Origin of the sequence: Bacillus pseudomycoides DSM 12442 (assembly GCF_000161455.1) — a bacterium.
In the GTDB taxonomy this organism is placed as follows: Bacteria; Bacillota; Bacilli; order Bacillales; family Bacillaceae_G; genus Bacillus_A; species Bacillus_A pseudomycoides.
In genome coordinates, this window is sequence record NZ_CM000745.1 from 3,331,774 (window position 1) to 3,343,974 (window position 12,201).

The following is a 12,201-nucleotide window of genomic DNA, read 5'->3' on the forward strand; positions in this document are numbered from 1 at the left end:
TTTATTTCTAAATTAGTATGTACACGTCCCATTTCTCATTTATCCTACTATTTATAAAGTGAAATTTTAATCAATGGAGGTTTCTCCCCCCCACCTACCTTCTTTACTTTCGCTGCATGTTGAGGTGGAGCTCTTACCACCCATGAATAGCGTAATAAAACAAAAACCTCCTAATGAAAAGGAGGCTTTGCACATATCAAAAGAAACTTCTCCTTCCAAGTCATCTAGCATGTAAAGAGAAAGCTTCCCATCTTATTCAGCTTCTTTTTTCGCTTCATCTAACACACGATTTACTCGTTTTGTTAGCATTTTCATTCCACTTCCACCTGCTTGGAAATGACGAAGCACACCATTTTTATCAAATACATAATACGCTGGTACATATTGATTTTCAAATGCATCGGCAATCTTGTGTTGGTTATCCACCAAAATCGGTTGGGATATTCCGTGCTCTTTTGCAACTGCTTCCACTTGCTCAAGATTTAAATCTTCTTCTGAACGTGGCATATGAACTGCAACAACATTTAATTGCTCTTTATATTCATCACGGAATTTATTAATATCTGGCATTGCTTCTTTACATAAGTGACAACTAACTGACCAGAAATGAATAAGTGTTGGCTTTTCGCCAATTAGTGATTCACGTACTACTTCTCCATTTAACACTGTTGTTGCACCGTCTAAAGAAGGCATTGGTTGACGTAATTTCATGATTTTCCCCCCTTACGAATGTAGAGAAAGGCCTAACAAAATATTGTTAGACCCTGCTATATTTCACAATAAAATTAAACGTTTAAAGTTGCTTGACCTGGTTTCCAGTTTGCTGGGCAAAGTCCACCAGTTTGAAGAGCTTGAAGAACACGAATTACTTCGTCAACTTCACGGCCAATGTTGTTGTGATGTACAACTTGGTACATTAATTCGCCTTCTGGGCTAATGATGAATAAACCACGAAGTGCGATACCTTCTTCTTCAAGTAATACACCGTAGTCACGAGATACTACATGGTTTGTATCAGCAGCTAGAGGGTATTTTAATTCACCTAAACCGTTTTTCGTACGGTCAGTGTTAATCCAAGCTAAGTGAGTGTGAATTGTATCAGTAGATACACCAATTACTTCTGCATCTAAATCTTCGAACTCATCATAACGATCAGAAAGTGCGATAATTTCTGTTGGACATACGAAAGTGAAGTCCATTGGATAGAAGAAAAGTACCGTCCATTTGTCCTGTTTCATAACCTCTTCAAGACTTACTTTACCAAATTCTTTGTTTGGCATAACAGCGTCCATTTCAAAGCGTGGCGCTTGTTTTGCTACCATACGTTCTGCCATATGTATCAACCTCCGTAAATTTTTTATCATATATTGTCTACTCTTGTATTATATAAGAGGAATTAGTTTTTAGTCAATTTTATTTGATAATTATTATAAAATAACTTACTAACAACTTGTTCCTCCACCTACCATTATAAAGTATTGTGTTAGAATTACAAAAAAAATGCATCATAAATTATAATTTTCCACATAAAAAGAACAGGCTTTAACCCCTGTTCCCTTTCCATTTTACATATTGATTTAAAAACGAAATGGTTTGTTCGATTGCCTCTTCTTTCGGTTGTAGCTTTGCATGATGTAAACCATATTCTGAGTCTACCCCAAGCCAAAACATAAATCCTGGGATATCACGAAGCATATACCCGAAATCTTCTCCTGTCATCGCCTCTGTACATGTAACAACATTCATATTCGTTTGCTCAGATGCAAACATCATAAACTCTTGCGTTAACTCTTCATGATTATATACTTGATGATACATTGCTCCATAATCAATAACAGCTTCACATTGAAATGCTGCTTCGATACCTGTGACAATCGCTTCTATTCTGCTCTTCACTCGTCTCATCGATTCAACTGATAGTGTTCGAATTGTCCCTTCTAGGCGAGACTTTTCTGCAATAATGTTTTGGACTGTACCACCTGTAATTTTACCAATTGTAATAACCGCACTATCAAGTGGATTCACATTACGACTAACAACCGATTGAAGCTGTGTAACAAGATGACTTGCCGCAACGATCATATCGTTCGCAGTATGTGGATATGCTGCATGTCCACCTTTTCCTTTTAAATCAATATATAGTTCCGATGTATTTGCAAATAGTAATCCTTCTTTTGTTGCGATTGTCCCCACTGGATACTCTGGTGCGATATGAAGACCTAGAATGATATCAGGCTTCCACTCTTGTAGTTCTTCGCTTCCTAACATAGGTAAAGCGCCACCTGGTCCTTCCTCCGCCGGTTGAAAAATAACTACAAGGTTATCATCTATCCTGTCATTTACAACCGCTGTTAAGAGTCCTAAGCCGATTGTAGCATGCACATCATGACCACATGCATGCATCATTCCTTCATGAATAGAAGCGAATTCATACCCAGTTTCCTCTGAAATCGGTAAACCATCAATATCTGCACGATAACCAATCGTTTTCCTTGGATTTCTGCCATTCACTTTAACGATTACGCCCGTTTTCCATGTTTTAACTTCAATATATTCCTTAGGAAGAGTATAAATATAATCTAAAATATATTGTTGTGTTTTCCATTCCTTAAACCCTAACTCCGGAATCTTATGTAAATCCCTACGAATTTGTACAAATTTACTGACTGTCATGTCTCCACCACCATTTATCTCGCTATTCGCGGGCAGTAAGACCTCCAACTCAAAATTCAGCGAAAGCAAAGAAGTTAGGTGGGTGATCAACTGCCCGTAAAAGTTTCACTTTATAAAAAGCGTAAGAGCCTATTTGCCCTTACGCTTTTGTACTTTATTTTTCTGGGTTTAATTGACGAAGTTCTTGTTTAATTTCTGTTTTTGCTTTTGTCTTCTCATCAATTTCTTTAATAACACGAGCTGGTGTTCCTGCAACCACTGTATATGGCGGTACATCTTCCGTTACAACTGCACCTGCTGCAACAACCGCGCCTTTACCAACTGTAACACCTTCTAGGACAACTACATTTGCACCAATTACAACGTCATCTTCAACGATAACTGGTTTTGCAGAAGGTGGTTCGATCACACCTGCAAGTACTGCCCCAGCACCAACGTGACAGTTTTTACCTACTGTAGCACGTCCGCCAAGCACTGCATTCATATCAATCATTGAACCTTCACCGATTACTGCACCGATATTAATCGTTGCATTCATCATAATAACTGCATTATCACCGATTTCAACATGGTCACGAATAATTGCACCTGGTTCAATACGAGCTTTAATACCTTTTAAATCAAGCATTGGAATAGCAGAATTACGACGGTCGTTTTCAACAACGTAATCTACAACGTGCTTTTTATTGTCTTCAAGAATTGTCTTAATCTCAGACCATTCTCCAAATAAAACACCAGATTTTTTATTTACAAATGCTTGTACTGTTTCAGGGAATGTTACTTCTTTTAAATCCCCTTTTATGTATACCTTTACAGGAGTTTTCTTCTCGCTTTTTTGAATAAACGAAATAATTTCGTTTGCATCCATCATTTTCATGCTTGTTGCCTCCTAAATCCATTTATAATGTTACTCTACCAAACGAAAGAGCTACTAGCAAGACAATAATCTTATTTTTCCATTTGAATTTCTTCTATAATATCTAAAAATGCTTGCACTTGCTTAAGTTGCCTTGCAGAATCGCTTGTCAATAACCACGTTTCTCGAGTCAATTGAACAGGCGTTTTATATGTCTTTTCTCTTACTTCTTTTAACACAGTAGAAGGCAACAGCGCATAACCAATTCCATTTAAAACGAGCTGCTTACATGTTTCAATTTGATCAACTACAATCGTTCGTTTAGGAGGATTAGAAAATAAACTATACCACCAATTTTGTATTTGTCCATAGTATGTGGAATCGCTTTTAAATTGTATAAACGGTCTGTTTGTATCTTTCAACATAGAAATATCTTTAATTTCTGTGTCAACTAAATACAGCTCATCCTCAAATAATTGCTGTTTATACCCTTTATATTCTTGTTTCCCTCGTAGTATAGCTACATGAACATCCCCTTCATAGAATTGCTTCTGTACTTCACTACTCCATCCCGTGAAAAGGGAAATTTTAACAAATGGATATTTTTGTACAAACCGCTTTAAAACAGGTGGTAACCAATATTGTCCAATCACAGATGCCACAGCTATCTTTAATGTCCCATATGTTTCCGTACGATAGATTGCTAATTCACTTTTAATTGCCTCTTCCCTTTGCAACATATCTTTCGCATAATTGGCCACTTTTTCCCCTTCTGGTGTAATTGTCAGGCCTTTTTGAGAACGGATAAAAAATTTCATTCCCCACTGTTTTTCCATTGATTGTAATCGTTGACTGAGTGCAGGTTGTGAAACGAATAAGCGCTCCGCAGCTTTTCTCATATTGGATTCCTGTGCTAAAACAACCATCATTTGAAAATCATCAATTTGCAACTTTCTCCCTCTTTCCTTATCTTACATCTAAGCTCAATATATATGTTGCACTATTCTCTAACATGCGATATTTAATTTTTATTTTCAAGAAGCTTGGATAAATTGACATTTCACTTAACCTTTTATACTTGTTGACGCTGTTCCCTATACACAATGGAAAAGAGACGCATGATAAAAAAGCGACTTCTTTTTTATTCGAAGTCGCTTACCCTTCTTTATCGATTATACTGTCTTACTTTTTTGTTCAACAATTTTAAAATAGCACGCCTTGTTAAAATTCCTTCAAAGTACCCGTCATTGTTTACAGCACAAATAAATGGATGATCAATTGTCATTTCTAACGCTTTAGCAAATGAATCTTCAAGTCCAAGATTCGGAATGTCCTTTTTCATTACATTCTCCACTTTCATATCCTCAAGCTTTTCAAATTCAATGCGTTCTAACCCTAAAATACCATCCAAAATCATCGCAGTACTTATTAATCCATGCAATTTATACATGGGATCTAAAACAGGAATCGCAGAATATCCAGACTTTACAAGAACAAGTAAAGCATGTTCTAAGCTATTTCCAATTTGAACATGTGCAACTTTTTCTGATGAAATCATTAAATCCTTTACAAGAACTTGTTGAAACTCATCTTTCGGAATACTAATCATTTTATATCCCCCACTTTTTCTCCCTTTTTCCTGCTAACATGATCTCCAATAGACTATTCATAAGAACCTTACTGTTCGAAGTTAATCATATCCACGGCTAAAAGTTTCACTTTATTTCCCATTTCTACTCATATCTTATGATAGCGTTTTCATATTATTATTTTGTCCTTATTTATTACAACAAAAAATAATGATACACAGTTCATTTTACCATAGAACACAAAAAAAAGACTACCTTTCTGGTAGCTCTTAGTATCCTTCATTTTTTAATCGATTAAATAACCTTGTAATTCTTCTATATTGGGAAATATCAGCTTTTTTTAAACCAATTTCAATATCTGTAAGCTCAACAGCTAGAATTTCAGTAGCGTAGTTTTGACGAAATAAAATATCTAACAGCAAGCTTTTTTCTTCGTTTGTTAAAGTAACTTCCGTCTGCATATACTCCTCTCCTTATGCTTTTTTCTTATTATTTATTATATAAAATATTCGCTTAGTTTAATAGATAAAAAATTCAGTTTTTCACTTTGTATATCGATTTGCATAACTAAAAGCTGCATAAGCATCAGGTTTAATTTTTGCAGTCAGCCCCATCGCCTTCACCTTCATTGTCATATCCGAAATAAATTCTTTTGTTAATCCATTATTTCCTATATCCAAGTGAATTTCCATTACAAATCCAGCTCCTTCATGAGCGTATGGATGTAAAATCTCCCATATCCGCCTTATATGTTCCGGTGTAAACAAACAGGCGACTTCTTGACTAAACTGTGTTTCTAAATATATTTTCTCACGTAAGGTAGGTGGTCTTTTATGTACTGCTTTATGTTTTAAACATCCCCATGCTCCTTTCCCAACACGATGAATGTGCACTGCCGTAATAAAACGAGTATCTTTTTGATGTGCTTGTGAATCAGTTCCAATAGACAGTCGATATAAATTGCGTGGATCTCTTTTAATAAAATTACAGATGCGTGAGAAAACCGTTTCAAAATTCATATTTCTCTCTGATACATTATAAAATGGATGCTCACCGTCCACATAGTCACGTCCCTTCGATTAGACAGACTTTTTGCATTCTCATTGTATGGGACAAAAGAGGAAAATATGACTTTATTATCCTTTACTTGTTTCTATATTTCGGATGGAATACTTACATGCTGGACAAGTATAAATTACATTCTGATTAGACTGAGCTGTTAGCACATGATCAATTTCAAATGACATATGACATTTTGGACAAACAACAATTGGTAATCGTTCCACACTCCACATTCCCTTCAAACTTTTAATACCAGTGTAGGAAGAACCAAAAAATCTTATACATATAAAGTGAAACTTCCATCAAGCTTTTACAAATCGTTATCTCCACATATCTTCTTTAATTCCTTATCCTCTTACTACCCATTAATGAAGAATGAAGTTATTATTAAAATCACCAAAAAAGGTACCGCTTCTCGCGGTACCTTTTTTGTATGTATCAAGAAATAATATCGTAGATCTCAATTGCAACCATATCAATGTTATCGAATTGATACACTTGTGGCTTTTCGCCTTGCTGATACACTTCTAACTCATACATTTCACTTTTATCGAAAAATTTCACGCTACATTTGCGTTCACCGTTCACTTCAAAATAGCGTTGTGCTACTTCACCGCTTTCAGCTTGTTCTTGTAGACTAACAAGTCGAGTTAAAATTCCTTGGAGTAGAGACATGAAATCTCCCCTTTCTCTAATCTTCCTACCAATAGGTTTTACAGCTATACTCATTCTATCCGTCATAACAGAAAAAATGTTCCACACTCTAGGATAAAGCTTCTTGACGAGAAACTCAACTAAAATTTGTCGAAAAAAGAAGTAAAAAGCGGAAAGGAAATCTTTTTTTTCCTTTATTGCGGTTTTTGTAGCTGCGGAATATAATAAAAAGCAGAAAAAGAGGAGGATTTATAATGAAAAAAATAGAGGTTTATACACAACCAGATTGCCCACCATGTACCATTGTAAAAGAATTCTTAAAACACAACAACATAACATACAAAGAATTTGATGTCAAAAAGGATACCGCTGCTCGCGACCGTCTTTTATATGACTATAACTCATACTCAACTCCAACCGTTGTCATTGATGGGGAAGTTGTCTCTGGTTTTCAAATTGAAAAATTACAACAGTTACTAAATCTAGAACAGGAATAGGCAATGATTCACCTATTCCTGTTCTTTCAACTCTTGTAATTTTTTCATTTCTATTAAAAGCTCCTGACTCTCATGATAACCAGCTAATTTCCATTTCCCTTCTTCCTTTTGCAACGTGATAATTTGATATTGTTCATTTTTCACCCATTCATATACGTATAAAAGCCCATGTTCTTCGTCAAATGCTAACTTTGTTTGAGAAGTAAAAGAAAAAGGAGCTTCTTTTGTAGGAAGTAAATGTTCACCACTTTGTTTGTCACCGTTACTATTTTCATCTGTAAAAACTTGAAGAAAGTTATTTGTAAAATAAGGTGATAGTGCATCATACATCTTCCCCATTGATAAATGCTTCCCACGAATTGAAAATTGTACCTCATATCCCTTTTGAATGGTTGTAAACACTTCTTTTCGATCCACTTTTATTTCTTCTTTACCAAGAACCGTTGTAACACTATACCCAACTAGAAAGGCAACACATAAAAATAGAACAAACCAAATTCCATATTTTCTCATTTTCTCACCTTCCTTTAACAGAGCTTGTCTTTGTAGTATTCATTGTAACAATGATTATGTAAAGAAAGGGATGGTTTCGTTCGTAAAATCTTTACAATGATAGACAGCATTTTTGCCATCTTTTTCACTATTACCAATTTATGCTAAAAACAAACAAAAAAATGCACGAATTGCTTCGTGCATTAAAATAAAACATCTTCTTCGTATAAAAATTCATAGGACAAATCAATAAATAAAAAATGTTCATCGTCAATTGGAAAGGAAAACGTTCGTACCATCTCTCCTGTTTCTATATCTGCATATAAATCAGAGAGTCTTGCTTTATTTTCAAATCTCATTTTCATTATATTTTCTAAAAAATACGGACGCCAGCTCCAATTTTTCATATAATACTCTGGCATAACAATCCATTCACCATCTTTTTTCATAATGTTTCCTGATTGCTGAAAGCCGTCTTCATTACAAATAAAGATTCGAAAACTATAATGCGATACATGTTGACTAAAATGCAATAACCAATCATTAACGTCTTCATTCTTTTTCTGCTTAGATAAAACATTCCCAACTTGATTACGCAATGTTTCCGTTAATTGATAAATTTTTTGTAGTTTTTTCTTTTCATGTTGAATAAATTGATGACATTCATTACCAAGACGTTCTTTTAAAATATCCGCTTCAATAAAATCAGGTAAACATTTTTTTAAATAATCCCCTTGATAATATCTTCCACCATTTTTCCAAGCGTATTGCAGTTGGTAAAAAGCATCAATTTCTTCATATAATAATGTCGCACCAATTCTTCTTGCTAATAAAGACAAAGAATATAAAATATCTTGATAAGATTGTAAAAGTGCAGTTTGTCTTAAATTCGTTAAGTCCACCTTTAAAATATCAGGTGCCAGCACACTAATTCGTTCTAGATTACTCGTACCTGTCCCTACTTTATTAATTGAAATTTGAATGCCATATGTACGGTAATACATAAGTAAGTGATTAAATTGTTCTATATCTTCCTTACAATCATGCTCTGTTATTTCTAAAACGATATTCCCTAAGTTCAATCCTTTTTTTTCATACATTAACAGCAAATGAAGTAAACTTTCATCTTCATCATTCATTAATATGTTCGCACCCCGATGTATAAACAATAAAAATTTTTGATCTGTTTCCAAGTAACGTTCTAATGCTTTTTCTACTATGACATTATCCGCCTCTAGTTGAAATTCACCTGGAATGGAATCATCATGAAAAAAAGAAGAAAGACTTTGTATCCCTTCTTCCGTTTGGATACGTCCTACTACCTCATATCCAATTACTGTATGCTCATCAGCACTAAAAATAGCTTGATAATAAGGAAGGACTTTATCTAAATTACTCATCACATCTAATGCATCTACCAAAATGTTTCCCTCCCTTTACTTTTCAAAAATTATAACACGGTATGTATAGAAAAATAATAAAAAATCCCTTCAGTTTTCCTGAAGGGATTAGAGGGGTAAAATGCTAAGGGGAATTAGCAATTCTACTATGAAGAAAAAAGAGGTCTTAAATATACCTTATAAAACACCTGTTGTAAACACTTTTCTTTCATATGTCACAAATCCGTCACATTTTACCTCACATTCATGGGCAGTAATCCCCACGTTTCACTTTATATAATCCCTTTAAAATGGATACTGATGCAAATGCTGTCCACCATCCATTGTCATACACGTTCCATTTATGTACGCTGCCTCATCAGAGCATAAATAAAAAGCTAAACCCGCAATTTCTTCTGGCGTACCAAGCCGACCAAGCGGGACGCTTTGCAGTGTACGATTGGCTGCCTCTTCTGAAATCCATAATTTATCCGCACCACCTGTTCGTTCAATTGGTCCAGGAGCAATTGCATTGACGCGAATACCATATTTACGCCCCCACTCAACAGCGAGCGTTTTTGTCATTGCCAACACACCTGCTTTCGCCGCAGCAGAATGAATGACACCCGGTCCTGCATCCCATGCATACGTTGCTACCATATTAATGATATTTCCTTTTATGCCCTTCTCAATCCAATACTTCCCTACTGCTTGACTACAATAAAAAGTTCCGTTAAGCACAATATTAATAACCGCATTCCAACCATTAATCGATAAATCTTCCGCAGGACAAATAAAATTACCTGCTGCATTATTTACTAAAATATCAATGCGTCCAAATTTTTCATCAACATATTCAATCATATTTTTTATATCTTCTATATTTCGAACATCCATTTGTACTGTCAATACTTGTCCTGAAAATTGCTCAATCTCCTTTTTCGCTTCTTCCAGCTTTTCTTGTGTACGCCCTGTAATAACAACGCGTGCTCCTTCCTTTGCAAAACGAGCTGCCATCCCTTTTCCCATTCCGCTTGAACCACCTGTTATAATCGCTACTTTTTCTTTCAAAATTTCCCCTCCCTAAAAATGAATACACATTCATTTTACCACTTTATTTCATAGAAATCTTTATATTTTTAAATTTTTCTGATATCTTTAGATAAGTAAATCACTTTCATTGCCATATTTCTTATAATCTATATAAATCCATTTTGGTTTTTCGACATATAATCCACTGCTATGCAGAACAAAAAGTGACCCGCACTTGTTTTCTCTCTTTGTTTTCACTTAGCATGGGGCAGGAAAAAAATCTGACTGCCTCTATGCATGGCCGGATGCTCTCTCCCACCTAAAGATTAGGTTTTTGTCGGTTTTTCAATTTGTATTTATATATACTACTTTTCGATATCTCAAAATATAATTCTAGAACAAGAAATAAATGGAAAGGAGAGCCAAGTGACCTATAATGATTTGCCTGTATATCTTATAAACTTCCTTTTGTATACTATAGGTTCGCTCATATTCCTATGAAACAAATAACGAGAAGAAACTTTATAAAAACAGGAATACGCACTTGTCTCTATACTTGTATTACAGCTGGTCTCGGCTATTACTATGCAAAATATATAGAGCCGAACTTTCTTTCTTTCACACATCATACCCTTCGTTCTCCACTTATTCCCAAAAACTTTCACGGTATGAAAATCGTCCAATTTAGTGATTTACATTTAGGATACTATTTTTCTCTCCAGCACCTTTCAACAATCGTTTCAAAAATAAATAGTGCTGCGCCTGATATTGTCCTTTTTACTGGTGATTTAATCGATGACTACCAAACATATAGCGAAACTCCTTTTGTTTCTTCAATTTTGCGAAATATTCGTGCACCCTTTGGTAAATTTGCAATCTATGGAAACCATGATCATGGTGGGTATGGAACCGAATACTATAGTCAAATTATGAGTGATGCAGGTTTTGAAGTATTACAAAATACCGAAAAACGTATTCGTTTATTCGATAATAGTGAAATTTCTATTTTCGGAATCGATGACATGCTTCTTGGCAAACCAGAAATCGAGGTAACATTACACCATGTGCAAAAAGAGCTATATACAATTGTGCTCGTACATGAACCTGATATAGCACCTAAAATTGCAAACTTCCCAGTAAACCTCCAACTTTCTGGACATAGTCATGGTGGACAAGTACAACTTCCCTTTTTAGGAGCGATCATTACCCCAGCACTAGCAAAACATTACATTGAGGGATTTTATCATATTCAAGAATTACTCCTTTATGTAAATCGCGGTCTTGGAAGGACACGTGTTCCATTTCGTTTTTTGTCCAGGCCTGAAATTACAGTATTCACCCTTCAGCACCTGTAACCTATAATTGCCTATTTTCTCATATATCCTTTCTTGTACTCGCTCATCCATGCTTTTTCACCATATGATAACAATGAGTCCAATAAAGGAGGTTTTTACATGTACCCATATCCTCAGCCCTATCTAGTTCGTTCAGGACCCATTGGCCCAGTAAGTGACTCACGCTTCTTACCCTTCTTCGGTGTTCCATTCTTAGCAGGACTTGCTGGCGGCTTACTTGGCGGAGCATTAGCATTCGGCCCTAGACCATCTTACTATCCTCCATATCCGCCAACACCGTTTCCTTGTTACGGAGGGCCATGCCAGCCGTATTATTATTGATATAAACAAAAACTATGAAAAGGCCCCTTATTTATATAAGAGGCTTTTTTCATTCATTTCTATTAATTGAAATTTTATTTGATCATTTTTCTATATGAACCCATTTTGATTTTCCAATATATAATCCGCTACTATACAGAACAAAAAGTGATCTGCATTCGTTTTCTCTCTTTGTTTTACCGTTGCACGGAGCAGGAAGTGGGATTGACCGCTCCTATGCATAGCTGGATGCTCTCTCCCACCTAAAAAAAGGAGTTATGTCGTTTTTTTCAATTTGTATTCATATATAAT

At 35.2% G+C, this 12,201-nt stretch carries 16 protein-coding genes; 3 read left to right on the plus strand and 13 right to left on the minus strand.

The window, feature by feature from the left end:
• Positions 1–252: 252 nt before the first annotated feature.
• From BPMYX0001_RS16780 to BPMYX0001_RS16820, 10 genes are all read right to left on the minus strand, one after another.
• Entirely contained in the window at positions 253–711 is a 459-nt protein-coding gene (locus tag BPMYX0001_RS16780) for a TlpA disulfide reductase family protein (protein ID WP_003208302.1), read from the minus strand.
• Between the two features lie 74 nt (positions 712–785).
• The gene (locus BPMYX0001_RS16785; RefSeq protein ID WP_003199933.1) at positions 786–1,334 is read right to left on the minus strand and encodes a peroxiredoxin; all 549 of its coding nucleotides are present in this window, start codon (positions 1,332–1,334) and stop codon (positions 786–788) included.
• A 208-nt stretch (positions 1,335–1,542) separates the two neighbouring features.
• Complete coding sequence (locus BPMYX0001_RS16790; protein WP_003199931.1) at positions 1,543–2,673, minus strand: N-acetyldiaminopimelate deacetylase; 1,131 nt, start codon at positions 2,671–2,673, stop codon at positions 1,543–1,545.
• A 154-nt stretch (positions 2,674–2,827) separates the two neighbouring features.
• Complete coding sequence (dapD, locus tag BPMYX0001_RS16795) at positions 2,828–3,550, minus strand: 2,3,4,5-tetrahydropyridine-2,6-dicarboxylate N-acetyltransferase (RefSeq protein WP_003199928.1); 723 nt, start codon at positions 3,548–3,550, stop codon at positions 2,828–2,830.
• A 71-nt stretch (positions 3,551–3,621) separates the two neighbouring features.
• Positions 3,622–4,479, minus strand: a complete 858-nt coding sequence (locus BPMYX0001_RS16800; protein ID WP_003199927.1) for a LysR family transcriptional regulator — start codon at positions 4,477–4,479, stop codon at positions 3,622–3,624.
• 215 nt (positions 4,480–4,694) lie between these two features.
• The gene (gene cbpB / locus BPMYX0001_RS16805) at positions 4,695–5,138 is read right to left on the minus strand and encodes a cyclic-di-AMP-binding protein CbpB (RefSeq protein WP_003199926.1); all 444 of its coding nucleotides are present in this window, start codon (positions 5,136–5,138) and stop codon (positions 4,695–4,697) included.
• 249 nt (positions 5,139–5,387) lie between these two features.
• Entirely contained in the window at positions 5,388–5,579 is a 192-nt protein-coding gene (gene abbA, locus BPMYX0001_RS16810) for an antirepressor AbbA (protein ID WP_003199925.1), read from the minus strand.
• A gap of 81 nt (positions 5,580–5,660) precedes the next feature.
• Positions 5,661–6,179, minus strand: a complete 519-nt coding sequence (locus BPMYX0001_RS16815; RefSeq protein ID WP_003199924.1) for a ribonuclease H-like YkuK family protein — start codon at positions 6,177–6,179, stop codon at positions 5,661–5,663.
• A gap of 75 nt (positions 6,180–6,254) precedes the next feature.
• Positions 6,255–6,404: a hypothetical protein gene (locus BPMYX0001_RS33205; RefSeq protein ID WP_042511459.1), complete on the minus strand. Its 150-nt coding sequence runs from the start codon at positions 6,402–6,404 to the stop codon at positions 6,255–6,257.
• Between the two features lie 214 nt (positions 6,405–6,618).
• Positions 6,619–6,855 carry a YkuJ family protein gene (locus BPMYX0001_RS16820; protein WP_000055151.1) on the minus strand — a complete coding sequence of 79 codons (237 nt, stop codon included), beginning with the start codon at positions 6,853–6,855 and terminating at the stop codon, positions 6,619–6,621.
• A gap of 233 nt (positions 6,856–7,088) precedes the next feature.
• On the opposite strand from BPMYX0001_RS16820, the gene BPMYX0001_RS16825 reads away from it, so the two are divergent.
• On the plus strand, positions 7,089–7,331 hold the full coding sequence (locus tag BPMYX0001_RS16825) for a glutaredoxin family protein (protein WP_006095818.1): 243 nt from the start codon (positions 7,089–7,091) through the stop codon (positions 7,329–7,331).
• Positions 7,332–7,343: 12 nt separating this feature from the next.
• Here the strand turns inward: BPMYX0001_RS16825 and BPMYX0001_RS16830 are convergent, their stop codons facing one another.
• The 3 genes from BPMYX0001_RS16830 to fadH all read right to left on the minus strand — a co-directional run bounded on the left by BPMYX0001_RS16830 (position 7,344) and on the right by fadH (position 10,273).
• Positions 7,344–7,844: a DUF3993 domain-containing protein gene (locus BPMYX0001_RS16830; protein WP_003199921.1), complete on the minus strand. Its 501-nt coding sequence runs from the start codon at positions 7,842–7,844 to the stop codon at positions 7,344–7,346.
• 182 nt (positions 7,845–8,026) lie between these two features.
• Positions 8,027–9,244 (minus strand): EAL domain-containing protein, encoded by a 1,218-nt coding sequence (locus tag BPMYX0001_RS16835; RefSeq protein WP_003199920.1) that lies wholly within the window; start codon positions 9,242–9,244, stop codon positions 8,027–8,029.
• Between the two features lie 264 nt (positions 9,245–9,508).
• On the minus strand, positions 9,509–10,273 hold the full coding sequence (gene fadH, locus BPMYX0001_RS16840) for a 2,4-dienoyl-CoA reductase (protein WP_003199919.1): 765 nt from the start codon (positions 10,271–10,273) through the stop codon (positions 9,509–9,511).
• A gap of 458 nt (positions 10,274–10,731) precedes the next feature.
• Here fadH and BPMYX0001_RS16845 point away from each other — a divergent pair, with 458 nt between their 5' ends.
• Positions 10,732–11,589: a metallophosphoesterase gene (locus BPMYX0001_RS16845; RefSeq protein WP_006095819.1), complete on the plus strand. Its 858-nt coding sequence runs from the start codon at positions 10,732–10,734 to the stop codon at positions 11,587–11,589.
• Positions 11,590–11,688: 99 nt separating this feature from the next.
• Complete coding sequence (locus tag BPMYX0001_RS16850) at positions 11,689–11,910, plus strand: hypothetical protein (RefSeq protein WP_003208297.1); 222 nt, start codon at positions 11,689–11,691, stop codon at positions 11,908–11,910.
• The last annotated feature ends 291 nt before the right edge of the window (positions 11,911–12,201 follow it).